Source organism: Zooshikella sp. RANM57, from assembly GCF_050749885.1.
Lineage (GTDB): Bacteria > Pseudomonadota > Gammaproteobacteria > Pseudomonadales > Zooshikellaceae > Zooshikella.
In genome coordinates this window covers 115,460-140,654 of the sequence record NZ_JBOIUB010000009.1, presented here as the reverse complement: position 1 = coordinate 140,654, position 25,195 = coordinate 115,460, and the positions used below count along the sequence as shown (strand labels likewise).

8 protein-coding genes are annotated in these 25,195 nt (G+C 43.1%); 5 read left to right on the top strand and 3 right to left on the bottom strand.

Features of this window, described 5'->3' with window-relative positions:
- Positions 1–104: 104 nt before the first annotated feature.
- The 5 genes from ACQ96U_RS18520 (at position 105) to ACQ96U_RS18500 (ending at position 20,248) form a co-directional block, all read left to right on the top strand.
- A complete protein-coding gene (locus tag ACQ96U_RS18520; protein ID WP_431722751.1) occupies positions 105–17,945 on the top strand; it encodes a LysM peptidoglycan-binding domain-containing protein in 17,841 nt (5,946 codons plus the stop codon).
- A complete protein-coding gene (locus ACQ96U_RS18515) occupies positions 17,945–18,463 on the top strand; it encodes a hypothetical protein (protein ID WP_431722750.1) in 519 nt (172 codons plus the stop codon). The genes ACQ96U_RS18520 and ACQ96U_RS18515 overlap by 1 nt, the downstream gene beginning before the upstream one ends.
- A 206-nt stretch (positions 18,464–18,669) precedes the next feature.
- On the top strand, positions 18,670–19,008 hold the full coding sequence (locus ACQ96U_RS18510) for a hypothetical protein (RefSeq protein ID WP_431722749.1): 339 nt from the start codon (positions 18,670–18,672) through the stop codon (positions 19,006–19,008).
- 429 nt (positions 19,009–19,437) lie between these two features.
- Complete coding sequence (locus ACQ96U_RS18505; RefSeq protein ID WP_431722748.1) at positions 19,438–19,761, top strand: hypothetical protein; 324 nt, start codon at positions 19,438–19,440, stop codon at positions 19,759–19,761.
- A 1-nt stretch (position 19,762) separates the two neighbouring features.
- Positions 19,763–20,248: a hypothetical protein gene (locus tag ACQ96U_RS18500; protein ID WP_431722747.1), complete on the top strand. Its 486-nt coding sequence runs from the start codon at positions 19,763–19,765 to the stop codon at positions 20,246–20,248.
- A gap of 183 nt (positions 20,249–20,431) precedes the next feature.
- On the opposite strand, the gene ACQ96U_RS18495 is transcribed toward ACQ96U_RS18500, so the two are convergent.
- From ACQ96U_RS18495 to ACQ96U_RS18485, 3 genes are all read right to left on the bottom strand, one after another.
- Positions 20,432–22,309, bottom strand: coding sequence for a ricin-type beta-trefoil lectin domain protein (locus tag ACQ96U_RS18495; RefSeq protein WP_431722746.1), 1,878 nt, complete (start codon positions 22,307–22,309; stop codon positions 20,432–20,434).
- A gap of 613 nt (positions 22,310–22,922) precedes the next feature.
- Complete coding sequence (locus tag ACQ96U_RS18490; protein WP_431722745.1) at positions 22,923–23,504, bottom strand: hypothetical protein; 582 nt, start codon at positions 23,502–23,504, stop codon at positions 22,923–22,925.
- A gap of 3 nt (positions 23,505–23,507) precedes the next feature.
- Complete coding sequence (locus tag ACQ96U_RS18485; protein ID WP_431722744.1) at positions 23,508–25,100, bottom strand: FAD-binding oxidoreductase; 1,593 nt, start codon at positions 25,098–25,100, stop codon at positions 23,508–23,510.
- Positions 25,101–25,195: the final 95 nt, after the last annotated feature.

The following is a 25,195-nucleotide window of genomic DNA, read 5'->3' as shown; positions in this document are numbered from 1 at the left end:
ATGTATTTTATTTAAATATATCGCTTCTTAAAGCATCCATCGGCGTAAATTATTCATCATTTATACGAATGTCTTCGTATAAATATCTAGGAGTAGATAGACTTATGGTAGCGGTTGTCAGTGGCTATGGGTTAGGTTTATTTAATACCACAACGATTGGCTTAGGGAACAAAGCTGAGTCTGGACAAGGCAAAGAGTCCATCAAAATTAATGCAGTAACGGGAAACTTAATCCTCCAACAAGAAGATGATGTATTAATTAGCCAAGGTATTAACGCTCAATTACTGAGAACCTATAACAGTCAGGGGTTACTCAATGATGCGAATGGCGATAATTTTCGTTTTGGTTTTAATCAACAATTACTCGATTTAACGGGTGAAACCAACCAGCCAAATAGCACAATCCAGCGGATAAGTGCGGATGGTGCTACAACAACCTATATCTACAATAAACAACAAAAGTGTTATATCAGCAGTGATGGCAGTGGTGCTCACGATAAACTTGAGTATTTGGGTGACAACCACTGGCGTTGGAAAGAAGGCTCAAGCTTAATTACCGAAACCTATCGCTGGCAAAATAACCAGGGCCGATTAATTACTCGTTCAGACCGGCACGGTTTCAAAATACAACTTGAATATCAACACGATAAAGTAGTCGCCATTCATGATGAGCGAGGACAGGCCCTCTATATTGAGTACACAGGCAATAATGTCACGGCGATTCGCCACGTATCAGCCGAACATTCGTCAGTAAAAACTCTCTATCAATATGATCAACTCAATCGACTCACTACCGTCATTGTTGATCTGAGTTCAGAAGATAGCAGTATAACGGATAATCATGTTTATAAAACGCAGTATCAATATGACGGTGACAGTCGGCGTATAACCCATATTCAACAAAGTGATGGCACAGAACTCACCTTCAATTATCAGCAAGGGAATGATGGCCAATTTCGTGTCAGTCAAATCACTGAGGGTAAAGACAGTCAAGCAGTCACTACCCGCTACGTGTATGATCTTGCTGCACGAAAAACCGATATTATTCAGGTCAATAATTCCACCTCAGGTACAGGTCCCACCTATACTCTCTGGTACGATGCACAAGGTCGTTTAACCCGTACAGCCAACCCCGCCGATGCTCATGGTTTTAGATTAGAGGTCAATTACCAATACGATAATGATGATAATCTACTCACCCAAACCGATAACACAGGACGAATACTTTCGTATACCTATGATCAGTTCGGTAATCGCACCACCGAAATAGATGCTGAACAAAATAAAATATCTCGCACCTTTAATTCAGCCCAACAAAAAATCAGCGAAACTCTTTACCCTAAAGGCGATACTCAACAAGGTATTAGTCAATATTGGGTTTATGATGAAAAACAACGTGTCAGTTTTCATATTAATGCTGAAGGCTATCTTGAAGCTAATCAGTATCAAAGCTGGGGGGATAACAACCACCAACAAATCACCACCCTCACTTATCTTTCAACCAGGTTTCCTGTTGATGACTATTCTCCCTCAAACCCACCTGATAATGCAGCCATTAAACAATGGCTAACCCAGCAAACATCAGTTGGGCAGATCAAACGAAAAGATCAATATTTTGATTTTCGTGGACAGTTACAGAAAGTGGTTCAATCACAGGCCTTCAGTCAAAGTGATCTGGAATCCACACAGCCTAATGCAGAAAAAACACTAAATACCACTTATTTTATTTATGATGCTTACGGTCAATTAATAAAGTCCGTCGATAGCCGTGGGCAAGCACCCGTTGAAAATCCAACAACACGCACTGATGAAATCCAACATAATAAAGATAACTTTGAAACCCTGTTTGTTTATGACGGATTAGGCCGGTTATTAGCTGCAACTAATAGCCTGGGTGAAACTACACGCTATCAATATCAAGACCAATTACAACAGGTATTAAAAACCGCTGCCAACGGCTTACAAACCACTGAGTTGTATGACTCTGTGGGTCGTATTATTAACCGCACACAAATTGACTTAAATGCTACAGCAGCCAACCATTCAACAACGACCCACACCTTTCTTTACGATAAACAGGGTCGAAAGATTGCAGAACAAGACCCAAGCGGTGCAATTTCACTGAAGTTTTATCATCACAATGGGCAGCCTGTCGCCACTGTCGATGCGATGGGCTACGTTACCGAGTATTTTTATAACAAGACGGGTAAGCAAGTTGCACAACGACGCTATGCAACAGCACTATCAGTCGATACGTTTGCAGCATTACAGGTCAGAAAGAATGAAGGCACACTCACGGGGATAAAACCAACACCCTTCGAATCTATTCGCCCACCACTCAGCGAACATGATCGAATAACACGACATGTATTTGCTAAAAACAATCAATTACGATTCAGTATTGATGAAGAGGGCGCTGTCACTGAACACCGTTACGACCAAGCGGGCCGTAAAATACTGACCATTCAACATGCTAAAACCTTAAACACTCCAGCAGACTCAAACACTCCGTCTAATTTTGCACTGACCATTACTGCCGTTCAGCAACAACTGGGAGAAACGCTGACGGCTAACGACCGCGTTCAACGCTTCTTCTACACAAATAGTGGACAACTGTCGGGCATATTAGATGCCGAAGGTTATCTCACTCGTTATGGGTATACGGCAACAGGGGAGCGAAGCGATATCAGCCAACTGGCGTCCCGTGTTTTAAATCCTGAAACAGACATTCGTCAGTGGTTAACCTGCTCCCTGAGCGAACTACAAGTAACACCCAGTGGTCAAGACCAGCATGCGCTCAATTTTTATAATACTCAGGGCTGGCTAATTGCCAATGTTGATGCCGAAGGCTATCTCACCTTTTTTGCCTATGATGCGGTTGGTAATAAAACCCTTGATCGCCGTTTAGCAACCCAACTCACCCCTACCGAACAAACTCGACTTATCAACTGGGCACAAGGTAAACCTGGACGCTTTCAAACAGGTAATGATTTACTGTTAGTGCTGATTCAGCAAAAACAAACGGAACAAGACCAGCTCCATAGTTACAAGTACGATGCGGCCAACCACCTGCGAGAAGAAACCGATGCCCAAGGCAATACCCATCGTTATCAATATAATGCGGCTGGACAAGTTATCCACACAACCCAAGGCATTATGCTTGCTCAGCAGCATGAGTTACTGACTCAAGCTCGTACCTCGCAGGCAGAATATGATGGCTTTGGTCGACTGATTAAAACCACAGATGCCTTAGGCGCAGAAACTCTATTTCGCTATGACAGTGCAGGTCGCAAAATCCAACAACAGGATGCAGCCGGTCATATTACCCGTTTTTATTATGATCAACGTGGGCGTTTAACTCACACCATTAATGCCTTAGGTGAAGTCTCTGCGGTTATTTACAACACCTTTGATAAAGCAATATCAAGCCGTGTTTACATCACACGACTCACACCAGAACAGCTCACTCAGCTTGAAGGTGGTGTAATTACTTCGGCAGTTGCTACGCTATTTAGTCAGCTAGCAAAAGACACAGATGCGGTAAAACGTAACCAGTATAATCGACGCGGTCAGATCACAGAAAAAATTGATGCTGAAAATAATAGTCAACAACTGAAGTATAATGCTTTTGGCGAGCTCAATAGTATCACCCAAACCATTCGCCAGTCAGTCGGCATCACCCAAACCCAATATTTAACGTATAACCGACGCGGGGAAAAAATAGCAACCTCGACGTCAGTTATGCAAGGCGATGCACTTTTACCTGATATAACAACCCACTATACGTTGGATGCATTCGGACGCACAATCCAAACAACCAATGCCTTAGGTCATACCACCACCTATGAGTATGATCGATTGGGTCGCCAACTCAGTATTACCAGCCCCAATCAGGCTACATCACATACTACCTATGATGCCTTTAACCGAGAACTATCAACAACAGATGCTCGGGGTAATACAACAAATTACCAGTACCAGAACATCACGACTAAAAATGCTGAAGGTGTTGAGTTTATCGCAGGCCATCAAGTCATCGTTACTACTCCAACGGGTTTGCAAAAGATTACCGAAAAAAATCTACACAGTGAAAATGTTCGGATTATTGCCCCCGATAACAGTACCAGCGAATTTTTCTACGATAAAATTGGCAATCTCATTAAAACTGTTGATGCCTTAGGCCAGGAAACCACTCAAAACTTTAATCAATTAGGCTGGAAAACGGCTGTCACACAAGCCGATGGATTACAAATCCACTATGAGTATGATGCCGTTGGTCGCCAACTCACACAAATTACCGATCCTAATGGCTTAGCCCTCAAAGAGCACGTTCAATACGATGCTTTGGGCAATAAAATTCAGATTACTGATGCCAATAATATCATCACCCAGCATCACTATAACCGTAATGGACAACTGACTAAAACAATCGTTGATCCAGAGGGGTTAAACCTTATTACCGCTTATGAATACGACAATGCCGGCAATCAAATTCGTATTCAACAAGGCGATGCAAACGGCTGGCAACGTACTACAGAGCATCGGTTTAATGGTTATGGACAACGGGAAGCGACCATTATTGATCCCGATGGGTTAAAGCTGACCACGCAATTTTACTATGATGATGCCGGCCAGCTGATTAAAAAAATTAATGCTGAAAATCATGCTACACAGTATGTATATGATAACGCTGGCCGTCTACGTTTTACCATCAATCCTCAAGGTACTGTTTCAGAAACTCAGTATGATAAAAACGGTAATAAAATCGCTGAAATTAATTATAAAAATGCGGTGGATGCCAACCATACATACACCGAACAAGAACTCACTGCGGCATTAAATTCGAGTGCTGAAGATCAATGGCAGGGATTAATTTATGATACCGAAAATCGACTCACTTTTAGCATTGATGGTTTAGGTTATTTAACAAAAATTAACTACAATAAAAACAGCCAGGTTATGGCTAAAGCAATCACTAAAAACTCGCTAAGCGATTTGGTCAATCAATCTAATCTCACCTTAACGGATGTCGAAAACCGTTTAAATAATATTGATACTACAGAGTGGATTACCACTGAGCGTGTTATTTACGATGCACTAGGTCAAACCAAATTTAAGGCCGATGCTAATGGTTGGCTAACAGAGCTTCAATACGATCAAGCAGGCCGTGTTATTGCAGCTAGACGCTATAATGTCACTTGGCAACAACTTGAACTAGACCGTGATACACCAATAAATACTGTCAGTGAAAAAATAAACCAGTGGCAACAAACGACAAAGCCAGAAGATATTCATCATGAATTTCACTGGTATGATAATGCAGGACGAAGGCTGTATACACAAGATGCGGCAGGCTATTTAACCGGTTATCGTTTTGATGCACTAGGTCAGGTTGTTGCTAGTTTTAAATATAAAACACCTGCCACACACTTGCTCCAGTCACACGCTGACATTAACCAGATCACCCAGCATTTATCCGTAAATAATATTATCGCTAAAGCCAATTACAATGTTTATGATACAGCAGGACGTAAACGTTTTACGGTCAATGATTTAGGCTATGTCACTGAATATCGCTACAATGCATTAGGCGAATCCATTACTACACTGCGTTACCCACAACCCATCGCGAAAGAACATACACAAAATTTAACCGCTATTAGAGAAGGCTTAAAACAAACACCGATTGTAGTGCATGGTACTCAACTGCAAGAAAAAAGCCGTCCTATTCTGGAGTCAGGTTTATCACTGGTTAATGGCACTTATGGACAAACCTGGGAACCTCAAGAAGTTGGCTCAACTTCAGCCACATCGAATTGGGTTTCCAAAACCATAAAACCTAATCAACCGTATAAATTAATTAATTCAACGTTAAAAACGTGGAGTGATAAAACTGAAGAAAATATTTCCATTACTGTCCACAATAAAAAAATCGAGCAAAGTCCTTTTCTTACACATCATACATGGTACGTTAAAGGTCCAGATCGATTCCCTGTTCTTGCAGCAGGCGGTGAAGGAATTAGTTTAAATGGTGGAGTTATACAATTTAGGGATAGTACACCGACATCGATAGTCACTAAACTATTTAGTCAAGATGGTTCTCTTATAGAAAGCACAACCACTGATATAGGTAAAGCCTATCTAAGAAAAGTAAGACATGGGGGGTCAGATGGAGACACTCGATACTCCTATAATTTTTACATGGCCAAAGGCTGGAATGGCCAAATAAATTTATTTAAAGGAAAACTTGCAACAGGTAATTACACAGCAGAAATCACTATTTATGATAATGCAGGTAATCAACGCCATTGGCATAGTAAATGGGAGCATGCACTTGGTGACTTGCGCGATGGAGACCCTAAATGGACGCAAACAGAAAAAATATCCTTCCAATTAGGTACTATTATTGACCCCACAAAAATCACCTGGCCTAAAGAGCAACAGCCTGAAGGCACCGTTGCAAAATTTTATTATCGCGATAAAGGTTTTACCGGTGGTTTTCTACAAGGTGATGTTAAGACTGAAAATAATCAGCTTTCAGTCACCTTTGAGCGCGCATTTATTGGTGAGGTTGAATACCGTATTGAATATATCAATCCTGAAACCAATGAAGTTGTAAAAAAAGCCAGCGGTATTTTTCTTTCTGAAGATAATAAAACAACAACATCATCTTCCGTATTCCACAGTGGTGGCGATTGGGCAGAAAAAACCACTGGCACTGCGATTAAAGGCTATATTTCACGGTTGGATGCGGCTGATATTCAATACCTTGAAGCTAAAGTCGTTAATAAAAATGGCGAAGTTGTTTCTACAGCATTAACCCACCCTAATTATATTACTCAACAATTAGGGCTATATGATGGCTCCGTTAATTTAAGTGTAAGTGAACCACTTACAGAGGCTGATTACCAAATTACGATTACCCGACACTTTAAGGATAATCGACCTACCCAAACTGAAACCTTTAATTATCAACTCGGTGAACAACCTTATCAGGCACAACATATTACCGTTGATGCCAAAGACCTTAACCCACAACCCGGCGAAAAACTGGTTGCCCATTACCGATCAGCCAACTCAGAAGACTGGCATGCTATCCCCCTCACAGCGCAAGGCGATAAGCTACAGCTTGCGATACCAGCCACAGCACTGACCAACGGTGAGGCATATCAGTTAAGAGTCCAAAGTCAGAACGCTGCAGGTCAACCCCAAGCCCAGTTGTTGGGGAGCTTTGGAGCAGGGCAAGATGCCAATGTGCAATTATCACGTAGCCAATTTAAAGCCAGTGCAGCACAACCTGGCACCAGTATAAATGGGTTAATTCCCACTAATTTACTTCCACAATTACAAGCTGTCAGTGTTCATGTCAAAGAAGCAGCCTCTGGCGCGTTGCTTACTTATGACAATCCTATTTGGACGTGGCTAGATCAACAGGCAAGTGGGCAGGTTAATATCAGTGATAACACCCAACTGCCAGCAGGTGCTTACCAACTCACTGTAACGTATCACTTTAAGGACGGTACCACTGAAACTGCTGCACCGACCACTGTCACCCTCAGTGACCAAACAACAACTCGCTCTGTCACAGCATTTACATTACCTAAAACTCTGGCAGGTATGGCGGTTCGCTATCGTCCAGTCAATGCTGATACCAGTCATTCAGTACCTGAATGGCAACAAGCCTTTATTCAGCTTGAAGGTGATCAAGCTCAATTGAAGCTCAATGAGCTTCAGGATGCAACAACCTATGAGGTTGAGGTGCTGGCAACAGGGCAACGACTGATAGCTACCACTCAGCCAGAGACTACAGATGGCTCAGCACTAGCAGGTACGCTCAAAGTGGATAGCCAAGGGAAAACGGAATTACAACTTAAACACTTGCTCACTAATGAGCAGCCACAAGTTACCCAACAGTTAAGGGATAGCGCAGGGCGGGTTATTTATGCTGTTGATGCTATGGGCTATGTCACTGCGTATCGCTATGACCACTTAAACCGTGTTATTCAGCAAACCCAACATGCAACACCATTGGTTAGCTCACTGTTAAATTCGGACACCCCCTTAACCATCTCTGCAGTTACTGAGGTGCTTAACAACCAAACCCCAGCTGAAAAGGCGACCAATCGAATGGTGGCTACTCGCTTTGATGCAGCGGGTCAACAACAAGCTCAAGAAGTCTGGCAACTGGGTGAAGCGGCTGCAACCGGCATTTCTCCCGTGGTATTAACGGTTGCCAATAGCTTGCATCAACAAAGTGCCGAAGTTGAAAACCAACACTGGGACATGCGCTGGATTAAGCCTGACCCCTTTACGGAGCCTAAAGTCGAGCTTTACCCCGTAGAAGGTGGCTATGCCATTAAGCCCGGCCATATCAAAACAGTTGATGACAGCCCTGTTGGTGTCTATGTGGCCATTTACGATATGGCAGGTAATGTGGTTGATGAGTATGAATACACACCCATGGGTGGCTTTGAAAACTGGAAAGAAAAGCAGCCCGATGGCAGCATCACTGAAAAAGGCCGCTGGATCGTTCCTGAGTGGCAAGGACAAGTCAACCTGGCCAGAAAACATCTGGCACCAGGGCAGTATAAAGTCAAACTGTCGTTTATCGATAATCGCCATGACGAAGGCGATGCCGACATGTGGAGTGAAAACCAATGGACGACACTGGTCATTGGCGAGCCACCTAAAAATACTCAGGTTAGCTGGAACACCCCCAAACTCACTGGTGACTTTACCACTTCCTTCCGCTACCGCCCCGCGAATACTGAAGAAAACTGGCGAAACAGCTCAGTGAGTCAGCAGAATGAGAAAATTACTGCTGAGCTTGCCCAGGCAGAAGAAGGCCGATTTGAATACCAGCTGGAATATAAAGATAGCCAAGGGAAGCTACTAAAACAGTTCACAGGCACCTTTGTAAGCCGTCCGAATAGCGTGCTGGTGGTGGAAAATATTACTAAGGCCCAAACCCTTAACCACCATAATCACCTAGGCCAACGAACCGCAGTGACAGATGCGAATGGTCATACCACCTTTTTTGCTTACGATGCTAATGGACAACTAACTCGAGAATTGCGGCCTATCGCTGTTGATGCTGAAGGATTAGCCACCCATGGCCAACTTGTCGAGTACCAGTATGATGCGTTGGGCCGTAAAGTGTCGCAACGAGAGTTCGTTGAGCCTGTATCGCTTACCTCAGGCATTGCGCAAACCATTCCCGATACTGCAAAAGCACGGATCACTCGTTATCAATACGATGCCAGTGGCCAACTGTTAAAAGTTATTGGACCAAGCTGGCACCCGGCAACAGATTCCAAGGATACTACCAGCAGTACATCAACAACCGCTCCAGCAACGGGTAATTCAGCGAATTCCAGCGTTAAATTGACGATCAGTAATAGTGTATTGCCCCAAAGCACTGAGGTTGAAAATCAGCACTGGGAAATGCGCTGGCATAAACCCGATCCATTCACTGAGCCTACTGTCGAGCTTTACCCGGTCGCAGGGGGTTACTCAATAAAACCAGGGCACTTAACCACCACCGATGACAGCCCTACTGGGGTCTATGTCGCCATTTATGATATGGATGGTCAGGTGGTGGATGAATATGAACACACCGGTATGGGTGGCTTTGAATACTGGAAAGAAAAACAACCTGATGGCTCTATGGTTGAAAAAGGCCGCTGGATTGTGCCTGAGTGGAATGGACAGGTTAACCTCGCCCGCACTGAGCTGCCCGCTGGACGTTACCGAGTAAAAGTATCCTTTTTGGATAATCGCCAAGATGAAGGCGATAAAGCCATGTGGGGTGATTCACAATGGGTAGAGCTGGTCATTGGTCAACCGCCCACACCAACCAAAGTGAGCTGGCAAGCCCCAGACCAACTTACTCATGCCAGTGTTCAATTTCGTTATCGCCCTGTTGGCAGTGATCAACTTTGGCAGGACAGCCATGTCATGCTATCAGATCAACAGATCACTGCGGAGTTGGCAAAAGCAGAGTTTGGTGAATTCAACTACCAGTTAACCTATGTTGATGCACAAGGTAAAACCATCAAACAGCTTACGGGCACTTTTACCAGTCGCCCCAATAGCACACTTGTGGTAGGTGAAAATCAACCAACACCGAGTCCACAGCCAACCCCTACTCCAGCAGATCCCTCCGGTCCCGTTATTACAACCCATCAGTATGACTTCCTGGGCCAACAAGTAAGTACCACCGAGGCAGTGGGTACAGCTCAACAGCGCACCACTCAGCGACAGTATGATGCCCGAGGGCTGAAGGTTGCAGAAACTAAAGCTGCGGGTCAAACAGAGGCAACTACCCAACACTTTCACTATGATGCGCTGGGCCAGCTCACCGCGACCACTGATGGGCGTGGCAGTGCACTGGTTGATAGTGATAGTGCATGGGCATTGGCAGAACGCGCACGCGCAGGTATTGTCGATGCACAAGGCTATGGTAAACGCGCCTCTGCATTGACAGCTTCAGAGCGTGAGCAGCTATTAGCCCAGTACACCCAGCACCAGCAGCTGGATAGCTTAGGTCGAAAAATCAGTCAAACGGATGCGAACGGCCATACCATTCATAGCCAGTTTGATGCTTTTGGCAACCTGATCCAGAGTACGGATGCCCGTGGTGCCGTTCGCCACTTCTTTTATGATGCCAATAACCGACTCCAGCTAGAGGTTGATGCGGCAGGTTATGCCACCCACTATACCTATACGGCCAGTGATCATGTGGTGCAAAAGACGCGTTATCAGCAAGCACTGGATTTAGCACAGGTTCATCCACAAGCCGATGTCAATAAGCTGCTTGAGCAGTTGGATAAAGCCGGTGTGCAGCAACAAACGCGCTTTGAGTATGATGCGGCAGGACGCGTTACCCTGGAGCATGATGGCACGTATCAACAAACCTACCAGTATGATGGTGTGGGTAATAAAACCGCCCATACCGATAAAAATGGTTATACCAGTTACTTTGAATACAACGCAGCAGGCCTGCTGACCCGCAAGCAATCCCCTAAGGTGCAGGTCGTTACTGATGCATTAGCGGGTAAGGTTGAAGCCCTAAACGTCATTACGACTTATCGCTATGATGCCCTGGGCCATAAAACCGCTATCACAGAAGCTGCAGGTACGGCACTGGCCGCAACGACCTTGTATGAGTACGATGCCCAAGACCGGCTGATTAAAGAAGTATTACCCTCTCGCAACGTGCTCCAGCTTCAGACTAATGGCGACTCTCAAACACACGCCGTAAAACCTGAGCTAAGCCGAGTGTATGACTTAGCAGGTAACCTCACTCAACAAACCGATGGCAACGGTAACTGCACCACCTACTACTTCAATGCCGTTAACCAAAAAGTCGCTGAAGTCTCTGCGAATGGTGTGCTTACCCAGTTTGAGTACGATGCGGCCGGCAATATGATTCGCCAGCGTGTCTATGATAACCCCGTATCACTTCCGGTCGATCGCCATCAGCCACCTCAGCCCAATGCGAATGCTAGCTTTCGGGAAACCCACACCCAGTTTGATGCACAAAACCGACAGCTGGCGTCAACTGCTCAGCGAGGGCTATTTTACAGTGCTGAACAAGGCTACTTTGAAGGGCAACAACGTACGCAAAACCAGTACGATGCGAATGGCAACCTGACGGTTAAGGTTGATGCTAATGGGCAACAGCAGTTCACCTGGTACGATGCCAAAAACCAAGCCGTATTGGTGGTTGATGCAGCGGGTTATGTGACGCAGCAAACCTTTGATGGTGCAGGTAACCTCATTAAAAGCCATAGCTATGCGCAACCATTACCCCAAACACGTTGGCGATCCTTAACCGCAGACACTCCTTTAACGGCTATAGAACGGGGGCTAACCTCCTCAACCAACGACCGGATTACCACCCACCGCTATAACGCCCAAAACCAGCGTGTTGAAACACGGTTACTGGGCATTCAACACAGTGAGGTCTTAACGGACGGCCAGTTACAGCAGGGGGTTGCTGACCAGGTCACCACCTATGGCTACGATGCCCTTGGTCACCAGGTATTGATCCGTAAATTTGGAGAAAAGACCACTGATGATAGCCAAAAACAAGTCATCGGCAACGTAGAACAGCGCCAACAGCAGTTTGATGCATTAGGTCGTCAAACCACAGCCCAAAATACCCACCTTACCGATGCATCGGGTGCCCAAGTCACACCTACAACTGTCATTGGTTACAACGCCTTGGGCCAAACCGCACTCCAAGTGCAGAAAACCAATGTAAATACTTCAACCTATGACTTTATTGATCAAGATCTGATCACCCGTCACCACTATGATGCCGCAGGCTTACTCCGCAAAACGGTGGATGCTAACGGCGCCGCTATCGACTTTCATTATGATGCTCAAGGCAATGTGGTGCGTAAAGATGAAATTCGCACACAGGCGGATGGTGCTCAGCACACTATTCAAACCCGCTTTGGCTACGATGCTCTGAATCGTGAAGTGAGCCGAATAGATGCGGAAGGCACAACCTATCAAACCCACTACAACAGTCATGGTCAGGTCACTGAAAAAATCATCAATGGTCAACAGCATGAGTTTTTTGAGTATGACCAGCTGGGTCAGCTGGTAAAAACCAACCAGCAAACTGGGGCCACGCGTCTTTATGGTTATGACCAAAACGGCAATATGACCTTGCAGGTGACTTCAGCGGGTGCCGATCTCAGTCAATTATCACTCGCTCAGCTGCGCAACCTGGACTTAAAGAGTGAAATGGCTGATCAGCTAGCGGTAACCGTGCAACGTTACGATGCGCGTAACCAGCTTACAGACGTGATTCAGCCAGAAATGACCACCCTGATTAAAGACGCTGAGCTTACCAAAGTGGATCAAGTGGTCGAAGCTAAGCCCTTTACCCGGGGGTCACTGGATATTCAGGGGGGTGAGCGATTCCAGATTGATATCAAACTCTATGGCCGAGCACGACGCAGTAATTACCCCGCTATTCACTACCACTTACAGGAGTTTCATGTCAGCTGGCAAGGGCTGGAAGGCTACACAGGCAAACTTAAGGTTGACTGGAACTCAGGCTTTAACCCCAATGCCAAAGGCAGCTGGACAGTGGATGCCACAGCAGGCACTGCGGGCGTCAATATGTATAGTGGCCACTGGTGGCGAAATGCCACAGCTGAAGGCATGCACAATGATGGCATTTATTATCACATCAATGTGTATAAGCAAGATGATAATCAGCAGTGGGAGCTACTTACCAAGCTGGATGATCGCTACCAATGGCAAGGTGCTTACCATTCTCGTGGTGGAGAAGAGCATAGCTATCGTGACCAACAAATACACCAGCTACCCCGCTTACTTACGCTCAAAGACCAGCCTCGCGATGCCAGCCGGGTTCGGCTCTATTATCGGCCCAAGCAAGAAGCTGACTACGCTGCACGCCCTTATAACGAGGAAAACTACAACCCCGCTAAATACACCCACTATGTGGATGGCTCCCGCCTTAAAGTGAATGAAACCACCAGTCGCTGGGGCTTTGATTTAACCAATGCCCCAGGCTTAGAAAAAGGTAAAGCCTATGAGTATTACTATGAGGTGCTGGATCATAAAGGCCGTTTAGCGAATCGAGCTGAGGGCATTATCAACTGGGGTGGCTCTGATAACACCTCTGCCACGCACAGCAATACCGGTCGCCCCCCCGTTAAGCGCAGCACGATGGACTACCTGATTGGTGAAGGTAAGCTGGAGCAGCATGCCATCCACCGCCAACAGCGCTTTAATGCCTTTGGTGAAGTCATTGCTGAAACCGATGGCCTGGGCAATAAAACCCAGTTTAGTTACAACAAACTGGGCAAGCTGACTGAAAAGCAAAGTGCAGCAGTCAGTGTCACCCATGCCAATGGATTTATTGAACAGCTACGGCCTACAACCCACTACCACACTGATCTACAAGGGCGAACGGTCGGTGTAACCGATGCCAACGGCCATACCAATACCCAGCAGTGGTTGGAAGACCGGGTGGTAAAAGAGTTTCATGCTGATGGCGGCGTTAAACAGTTCCATTACGATGCCTTTGGTCGTAAGCAGCAGGAAACAAATGAGCTGGGGCAAGTCACTCAGTTCCACTATGACCATGCGGGGAATCTGCTTCATATCGATCGCGCTGGGAGCAATGATGACCATTACACCTACGATGAAGCTGGCAACCGCACTAGCCATACCAATGCCTTAGGCCATAAAGAAACCTACCGTTACGATGGCATGGGTCGCGTACGTGCACACACTGATAACCTAGGCCATACCACCCAATATGATTATCAGTGGGATGCAGACATTGGTGCCGAATGCTTTGATGAAGCGGCAGATACTTATAAAAAGCAAACGGAGCATGCCGTGGGTGGCTGGCGCAAAACCACTACCGATGCGGAAGGCAACCAGCGTGTTGACCACCATGACCTGTATAACCGGATTCGTTTTCACCGAGATATGGGGGGCCGACAAACCTGGTATGACTATAACCAGGCAGGCTGGTTAGTCGCGCAACGGGGTGACACCAAACTCAATAATGACAAGCATTTTGACCAGGAAATTCACTACCGCTATTACAACAACGGATATATCAAAGGGATTGATGATTTAGGCATTAATGCCTTTGCTGAATTTCAGTACGATGCAAACGGCAACCTTACTTTTGAAGGTTATAGCTACAGCGATGCGGAGCGCGGTCATGAAAAAGTCTACACCCAGCGAAGCTTTATCAGTTATGACGCCGCTAACCGCATTGACCATATTAAAGATGAGCAGTATGAGCTGCGCTATGAATATGATGCTGTCGGTAACCGACGTCGGGTCTTCAGCCGTTATCTACAGCCGAATGGCCTAACCGCATCCCAGGACTTCTGGTATGCCTACGATGCGATGAATCGCTTCACCATCACCCAGGGTCAATTAAGTGGTGAGCGAGCAACGGATAAAGGCAGTCATGCTGTTAACGTGGTTGCTGGCGATAAAGGCTATGCCGTCACCTATAACGCGCTGGGGCAACGGACTTCTGCCCAGCATGGTCAGTATCACGAAGCCTATGCCTATGACGCCAATGGCTTTTTAACCACCACCCATATCAATGATGAACTGCGGGCTCGCCGGATTAATGATGCCGCAGGTAATGCCGCAGAGTATCTTGAGTACAAGTCTGACGGCAACCTGCTCAAGCATGTTCGCAATACCTACAATGCCAACAACCAAAAAACCCAAGAACATACGGTTACTGATGGCAATAACACGGGCGTCAAGTACAGCTTTGATAAAGCGGGCAACTTAAAGCAGTCCATTTCTTATGGTCGTGATCCTGAATTAACCACTCGCTATACCTACGAACTGTGGGATAACTACAAACAGAAGCAAATTGAGTTAAAAGCCAGCACCGATGCGGATCTGCAATATGACTGGGCACCAGGTTTCAGCTTTTTTGAATATGATGCAAATGGTCATGTCAGTATGGCGCGGGATGATTACCACCAGCGTATCTTCCGCTATGTGAATAACCATAAAGGCCAAGTACTGCGCCGTACGGAAAAAGGCGAAGGCTACCTAAAAACCCATAACTATTACTATGTGAATGGCTTAGGGGTCGGTGATGTTGGTGATGATGGCCCCTCTTACACCGACTACGCAACGCAACTGGCCTTATCCGAAGGATTGCAACGCAAACCCGATAAAATTACTCCGGTTTACAGTGCTGATTTTGATGCTAACTACCAGCCGATTAGCGCTGACTACCCTGCCCAATCGCCTGGTAGTTACACCGTCAACAAAGGCGATACCTTACAAAGTATTGCCCGAGCCTTATGGGGTGATAGCAGCCTGTGGTTTTTGATCGCCGATGCCAATGGTATCGAAGACCCACAAGCGCTAAAGGAGGGGTTAGTACTTACTATCCCCAACAAAGTCACCAATATTCATAACAACAGCTCAACGTATCGACCCTATCAACCTGGCTTATCCCTGGGTGATACCAGCCCTACCCTGCCGGATATGCCACCTCCCCCTCATAAAGAAGGTGCTTGTGGCGGAGCTGCTGAATTCATCATTATGGTCGTGGCGATTGCGGCAGCAGCTTTTGTTGGGCCTATGGTTGCAGGCATGATGAAGGCTGCTGAGTTTGGGGCATTAGCGATTGCCGTTGGATCTGGTGCGGCCGCCAGCGCAGCTGCCAGTGCTGCAGGTCAAGTAGCTGGAATCGCAATCGGGGTTCAAAATGGCTTTAGTTTTAGCCAAGTTGCCAAAGCCGGTATACGTGGAGCAGTAAGTGGAGCTGTGAGCTATGGCGTTGGCCAAGGCTTAGCTGAGCTTGGGAAAGGCTCTGATGGCTTTCAATGGGCAAAACAAGCCAGCGACTTTTTGAATAATGCTGACAATTACTGGGCGAAAGAAGTAGTCGGTGATATTGCGAGTCAAAGTGTTGGCATGGCTCTAGGCTGGCAAAAGAAATACGACTGGCGTCAGACGGCAACTGCCGGCATTAGTGGTTACATTGGGCAGAAAATTGGCTTACCTGCAGAGATGGATCGTGCTCAAGCTTCATCATACGTTGAAGCCCGTGCTCCAGCCTACTTCAAGAGCAGTATGTTACATGAACTGGTGCAAACTGCTGTATATGGGGATGGTTTTGACTTTGCCAGTGTTGCAGCTCAAACCATAGGTCATAGTGTGGGTGGTGCGTATGGGAAGGATTTGTACGATTACGAGTTAAGCAAGCGCCAAGCCGACACGTTGTTAGCCGATATCAATGAACATCCCATTATCCAAGATCGACTTAAAAATGCGAGATACATTAATGATCACCTTCAACCAGCACCATTTAGTGATCCCATTAATAAAGCCCGCTACTTGTCTCCTAAGCAAGAAAATATTATGGCAGCTAATAAAGCCTTTTTAGGCTCTAAAGGCAGTGATAGAACAGGGTTTACTTGGGAAAAGATTACTAATTGGTTTTCTAATGTGTGGGATACCGGTAACAGAGGGCCTGCTACGCATGACTATAGCTTTCGCTCTACGCTGGCTGATGTACTAAATGAGTCGTTGAATTATAGTAGCACTCAATCTGATAGTGATTATGGTATCAATAATTACGTCTCTCATAACATGGGAGAACATAAATTACGATATGATACGAGCGCTGCACCGTTCTTTGTGCTGAACAGTAATGATTACGCTATCGGTAAGATGTTTGGGTTAGGCTCGATATTTAGCCCCCATATGGAACACTATAACCGAATGGCGGCAAGTTTGGGTGGTGAGGTCTTAAGCTCTTATAATGAGTTTCAGGAAGGACCCGCTCGAGGAATAATCATTGCTGTAGGATCTGCGCTTGGAGGGCTTGCTTTAGGGCGATATGGGTCAGATATGGGGCTGAATTCGGCTAAAAGACCCTTAAATAGTAGGAACAATGTTCCGTTTGATGTTTCAAACAGCACCGAATCATTTAACCTTTCAAAAAATATAGATGCATGGAAAGATACGTTTGGTCAGCCTGGTGAAGGTTTGGCTATGCGACTTAAAGATCTTCCTAAATGGGATCCTATGAGAACAAAGTGGGCTAGAACTTTAAATGAAATGAGAGCGAATGGAGTTCCTGTCAGAAGAGATACAAACCTTGGCCCTACAATTGGTGTTTATGGTGGAGAAAGTATCGAAACCGGACTTTGGTTTAGATATGACCCTAAAAGAATTCGCACTGTTGATATGCTTGAAGAAGCGATTCATTGGGAGCAAATGAAAAAGGGCTTACCATTAAAAGGTTATACTCCTGAAACACTAGAAACTCTGGCTAAGCGAGCCATCATAGATAATTATGACTTAACTCCTGCGTTAAAAGCTGAACTTACAGATGATTTAAGAAGAGTAAATAGCGGTGCTTATTTTGATATTTGGAATGGGGCTCAGTAATGAAAGCATTTAAATTATTAGAGTTTGATAATCGTCCGCTGAAACTTAAGGGAAATAGAATATTTCCAGGTACAGCGATTCCTTTGACAAGTGACTCTTTATCAAAGGGCATTTTTATCGCTCTTCCATCAGGAGCAAGTGTTGAGCTAGTAACAGGTGGAATGCTTGCTAAGTCATTACCAGAAGTGAAGGCAGCTTACGCATTAATGAAGCCAATGGGGGTTAGTCTTGGTGAGGGCCTTGCTGATGTACCTAATCAATTGGAACAAGTTTATGTTGAAGAGTCTTTAGCTGGTAGCATATATAGTGCAACTGTGAATGCGAGCATTAAAAATGATGAGCTTTTAAACTTTTGGATTCCAGGTGACTTTAACTTTCCCAATGGAGAAAGTTTTGAAGGTTGGTTTATGTTAAAAAATTCCTCTATTGACTTATTAATAATAAACTATTCAGGAAATAAATTTAGTAGCTTTGAAATAATAGCAAAAAATAACAAAAGAATAAATTTTGAAATTTAAGCTAAAAGGGACACCCACTATTTAACTGACGTTAAACAATAGGCAGCAGCAACAAACCATCCTGCTGCCAATAATTTTATTAAACCTTAGTTGGATGTGGAAGAATGACGATCCCTCGGAGTCAGCTAGTCAATAAGACAGATACATCACCCAGTATATTCAAGAAAACCATAGAAAAGGAACACCCATAATTTGATCATTATGTTATGAATAAAATAGAAGTTGATTTAATGAGCGCTTGGGAAGATGGTGCATGTCATGAATATGATATGGCCTTCATCCGAGACTTGCTAAAAGAAAATCAAATATATGTAAAAATATTTATAGATATTTTTGATACGCAAGAAGATAAAAGAGATGCAACATTTCTAATCATATTAGATATTATACCCTATGATAAAGCCATTAAATATGCTACTGACGAGGAGGGCTGGGAGTTAACCGATTTTCAAGACTATGAATGGTTTGAAGAAAGGTTTAAGCCTGTTAAAAGAAATGAGATTGATAACTGGTTATTAGAAAAGGGACACCCATTATTTGACTAAAACTAAACAATAGGCAGCAACAACAAACCTTACTGCTACCTATAATTTAATTAAACTCTAGTTGGAGGTGGAAGAATGACACACCCTCGGAATCAGCTAGTCAGTGTCGCAGATACCCCCTACTACCACTGTATATGCCGGTGCATCCACCGCGCCTTTTTATGTGGTGATGACAAGGTTACTGGGCTTAACTTTGATCGTAAGCGTCTAAGCAACGTAAGCTTCTTCACCACAGTCACTTATTTCTATAAGCTCCTGTGGCTTCATCACTTGACGGCCGCCCCCTTGTGCCCTAGGGGTATAAAAATCCTTCGCTATGGGTATAGTTGATAGATCATTTATAAATAATTTCACACCGGAATAACTAAAATATAAATATATACTATATTCAGTGCATCCAGCATAGATGATCAGTCATTGAGGCAAAGCATGAATAGCAGTGATCAAGAGTATATTGCTGTGTTGATTAACTACTTTTGGGGTGAAGGTGCCGCTACCCCAAGTGCAATTAATGGTAATGTTATCAATACAGTGTATGAAGTTCTTTTAGAAGCCCAATCTTGCTCCAGTTCGATGGATTTAGTACCACGTCCAAGCGGAAGTGTAGCAGGTATTGGTTACTCTGTTTCGCAGTTAGTGAATATTGGTAAAAGAATCGCTTCAGGTGATACTCGACTATATATTACTTGCAAAAATGTCGCTGCCGCTCGCTATAAAACAAAAGTAATATTAGTTTTACGCAGCGGAGGTTAATATGAAAAAAATGTTAATCCCTCTTATCCTAATAATTATTACAGGCTGCTCAACCCCCAAAACACTTAGAGTTGCCTATTCAGGCCATAACTTCTATCTACCGCCAAACCCAGAGATGGTTATATCAGAATATGGTATAAATAATTTACTAATCATAAAGTATGGTAGCAACACCAATAAGAATTATATCGGTATTACTAAAGAAAGTGATTTACATACAGGAAACTGTGATTATAAAACTTTTTTTAACGATGTTTTGAACGCCATAGACAATAACTTATGTGATGATAAGGCTGTCAAATTATTCAGAGATATATACCTTAATGGATCTGTTTGGCGAACATCAAAATATTTATATTATTATTTTACAACGAGTGACAACCAAAGCTTTGTCTTCTTCACTAACAACGATTCAGAGTTGATCAAATTAGATTCCGACTTTTTAACGGTAGAAGACTGGCAATCTATGTTGTTACAAGTTGATTAGGTAAAGCTATCTGCTATTTATGACATAGAAAAAGTACGTCAAAACTCTTATACCCAATTGCCTTGCCTCCTGCTGGGTGTAATTTAAATAGAATAAAGGCTGCCATTAAAAAATAGCAGCCTTTAACTTTTAATACTTTTTTGTAATGCCCTCTCTGGGATAGGAGCTAATAGGTATTAAAAACTACCGCCAAGACCAGGTCATATTATGATCAGGTTTGATCATAACTTGCCAGCTAGTTGGATCATAGGTTAAGGATAAATCGAAGTTAGCTAAGTTGCGTAAATAATTGCCATTCCACTGCCAACGCTGGGCACGGCTATTATTGCAACGTTCAATCACGAGTTTTCCACCTTCGTTTATTTTTGCTGTGGCACACATGTTGGTTGCATGAGCAGGACGTAAACGACCATAACTGTCTTGCCACCATTTTTGGTTATTGCCTGAATGACAACCCCAGGCAAGAATTAAGTTACCATCAGTCGTGCCACTATCTGCTACATCCATGCAATATCCATCGCTAGATACTATTTCCCGCCAGGTGTCACTTGGTGTATTATTATCCCCAGAGGCCCGGGTAAACAATTCGCTTACTACTGACGTTAGGGGCTGGCCATAACGAGAGGCTTGTTTAGCTTTATTTTTCCAGTTTGCTGGGACGGATTGGCCTACACTCCATTTACCTGAACCGTTCTGCCAGGATTGTGCCATCGCATTTGGTGTTGGTGTCCATAAGAAATCGGGATGGCGGTTACTATACCACTCACCACCTAAGATTTTACCTTGGTTATTTAATTCTAAGTCATAGTAATAACTGATTCTGGTAATACCATCATATTGAGGACTATCAGTACGACGATGAGAGGGGCTGGTTTCAACTACATAAGACACATCCATCCTTACCCCAACAACATGGGTAGATTGATTGCCACGGTAATTGCTAAATTTATCTTTGGTATAGCTAGATAGTGGAATAGTGGCTGCTTGAGCAGAAGTATAAGTCGCGTTGGTCTGGGGATTGAAATAAGTGACTTTATATGACTGAATAGGTTGGTTCCAAACCTGATAGTCATAAGTAGCATCCATAATTAAACTACGGCCAGAGACGCCTATTTGGTTCACTACTGAAATATGCCAAGTCCCTGGGTTAGTGTCAAAGCACACATTATTAATTATTCGACCATTACTATCCCGCTGAGGATTTTTTATATTACAGCGGCTACCGATAAAACGGTTATCAAACCTGGCATTAGCCCATAGCAAGGTGGCTAGAGCTTTTATGTCAGATGGGTAAAAAGTGAGATTTTCTCCATTAGCATCTTTAACATTTAACGTTTTTATTGGTCGAGGTAGCATGTAAGCTGCAGGAGCCCAGCCATGACATAACCCCATCCACCGTTCCACTTTGCCGCTACGCTCATAATAGCCTTTACCACTATTCCAGGCATTTGTTGTCAAAGTGTAACTGGAATCGCCCATTAGCAGGTCATATTTTTCAGCGGGAGACAAATTATCCCGTGCTTGACCGTAATAGGATGAAACAGGTTTAGTCACATAGCTGAAGTCCCAATAATCTTTCCAATTATCGGGTGATGCGCGCCATAAGTCACTATCCGCATAACGCCAAGCCGCAGCACCAGAGTAAAGAGGCCAATAAGTATCTGACCAAGGTTGTACTTCAAGTGCACGTTGTTTTGGTGCTTTGTTATCAAGTGTATATAAGTTACTAACAACATTATTACCTAAGTCAACTAATCGTGCAGGGTTATCATTGCTATAATTTATCGGTGCCCTTGGAATATCTAGTCGATTACTATTTCCTCTCATAATTTTTTGTCGGGCTTGATCTTTATATTGAATATAATCTTTGTTATTAATCGCTGTATTAGAAAATAATGTGTTAGTATGCCCTGTTTTAGGGGGTAGTTGATCCATTACGGCCGCAGGATCTTGATGAAACTGATCCATATAAGCTTTTATTTCTTCATTCACTCCTGCAAATGACCAGGTAGGGCACATCGCTAATGTTAAAGCTGCCAGAGGTAGCGATTTGTTACTCATAAATATTCCCTTACTTACTTTCTTATTTTATTTAGGTCTATCTAAAACGATTGGTAATCTTAGTGAATCAAGATTACATTTTTATAGTCACAAATTAAAAAACAGAAACACTTTAAATTAGCATAAAATCATTTAACATTCATGGCTAGTATGGGAAGAAGTTGTTTAAGCAGGGACTATTGATTAAAAATACTTTAGGTATCTCTTTATATAGCGATTTAGCAACTCTTTATTTTTATTTTAAATCATACAAAAAGTGTATTCTTGGCTTCTACTTCTTTTGTTGTTTACTAAACCTATTTCATAAACTAGTTCAGTTATTAAAACCCGTGCTTTTCTTTACCCAGAGCGAAGGATTTTTAGCTAGGGCTTGTTATAGTAACTGCAGAGTTTTAGAAAAAAATATATATACCCATAATGAATCATTTTTAGGTATCAAAATAAAGCGGTATATACTCACAGCGAAGGGTTATTTAGGCGAGGTCACCGAGCGATGAAGCCCCTGGAGTTTAGATAAACTAAATGACTGGGGTGAAGAGCAATGGTAACAAAGCCTAAAAATCATTCGCTAAGAGTATAGCTACTTTGGAGTACCAAGCTATACATTAATAACCTAAGCTTCACTCAAGAGTTTACGCTTAAATACAGTTAGTTTATTTCTTAATGGCTTAACAAGCCAATAATTGCCGACAACAAATAGCGTCAACCAAATCATATGTCTTCTTGTTCCGAAATACATTGAGCACCAAGGAGCATGTTTAATGGGTCCCTCATATACAACATTTGGAATTACTTTTTTTTGCAAACTAGCTACTTTTGGTTCTACTGAAGCTCCCATCATAAAACGCTTACCTAGCATACAATAGTCGTAAAATGTGACTATATATATTATACCGCGTCCAAACGAATTTAGGCCTCTATTCATCCAAATACAACATCCTTCAACCATATTATCTTTTGGAGGAATATTACATGTATCATAACGTTCTGAAGGTATGTCTAATAAATAGCGATGAGGGATATTTCCGTTTAATACATAACCTGCAATAGGGTTTCCATGCTTATCATAAAAAAAGCGTACAATGGATGCCCTTTTTAGATAGTCAATATCAACGTGATTGCTAGAGCTTTCATAATAAAGCTTTTTAAAAAGTTCAATTTGAGCATTATCCTTTGCAATTTTTGTTGATATCACTTTTTACTCCTTAAATTCATAACGTCCTGGTGAAATGATATTATTTTTATCCACAGATTTTTTAATTATTTTTCGTAGCCAAACCGCACCAGTCTCATAGTGATATTGGTCAAGCGGCATTTCATCGACTGCTCGTCGATATGGTATCCATTTATTTTTAGAGTAAAGCTCCCTTAAACTCTCTACTAGCTTTTTAGCTTTTTGTGTTTCTTCTGCACTGCTTGCATCATAATAAACACTGATAATTGCCTGACAAAGCATTGATGTTACAGCTGTAAGCGTAACGGCTAGCTCAAAGTTATACTTGTTAAACTCTTGTTCAGTTAAGTCCATGAACTTTTCAACGTCAGCCCCTAGCATTGGTAATGAAGGTGCTACCCACATAAATCCACAACCATTTTCAATTGGGTCAACATCTGTTCTGGGTGTAGACTGTTTATTACGCCAATAACATCCCTTGAGAGCAACATTATTAGGAATTCCTTCAAAGATTCCCATAGCGTGGTATATATCTTCAACATTACTATTTATAGTATTTATTTTCGGAAGCCATTTTACATGTTTAGCCAGCCAGTTTGTTATCTTATTAATTTTATTTAATGTTGAGTATGAGATAATATAGACTTTAGCAATATCTTTTAATTGTCTTTTTATCCTTTTTGCTTTTGCTTTTGCTACCGAAGAGCTTCCTAAAATTGCAAATGAAGACATCCAAGGTGATAATTTATATTTTTTCAGGAGCTCTGCTAACTCTTCTTCAGTAAATGTTGAGTTCGAACTTTTCCGGTCAAAATCAAACTGATGGAAAATCCCTAACATTCTGTAGTGATTACCAATATGAGGTAGTGCCGTAATAGTTTGTTCAGCTTTTAATAGCCGCATTGCATCAATATACTTTGATATTGATGATTTGTGGTTAAGCTTGATAATACACCTTAAACTTTCTTCTTGTCTTGCAACTAACTCCAATCGTATACCAACAACAACACCAATATTATTTTGTGTAAATAGTTCATGTAGACCTGCACTGAACCCCACTCTTCCAATGAAACGTCCTGGTGTTGTCAAGTCACACACTTCTCCATTAGCCATTACTACCTTAGTAACAGCAAAATGTCTTGTTCTGTATCCTAATGGAGAGTGTCCAAATCCTCTTTCCAATACATTACCGATTATACTTGTATCAGGCCCAGCCCCTGTACAATCCATCATCCAATTGGTGTTTTCGAGAAATTTCGCTAATTGGCCCTGGGTTACTCCAGGCTCCACCTCAACAGACCCAAGCTCAGCATCAAAATTACTAATCTTATTCAGCTTTTTTAAATTAATAATTATGCAGTCATTGACTGGAGGACAACTTCTACCATAACCCCAATTATTGCCACATGAAACAGGGTAAACCGATATATTATTTTTATATGCATCACTTATGCATTTTCTTAATGACTCTACACTCTCTGGATAAATAATGCCTTTTATAAGTCTGCTGTGTTCCGCAATACCACTAATACTTACTTCACGAATAGCATCATCGTTATCAATAAGATTTTTACCGAATATTTCTCTTATACTGTGAGTACTATTACTTCCAACCAAGATAAATCCCTTATCTACTTATTATTAAAGCTTTTATTAAGTTACTACAAAATTAGTCACGAATGTATTCTAGTTTTTTTATCTGTGCACCTAAC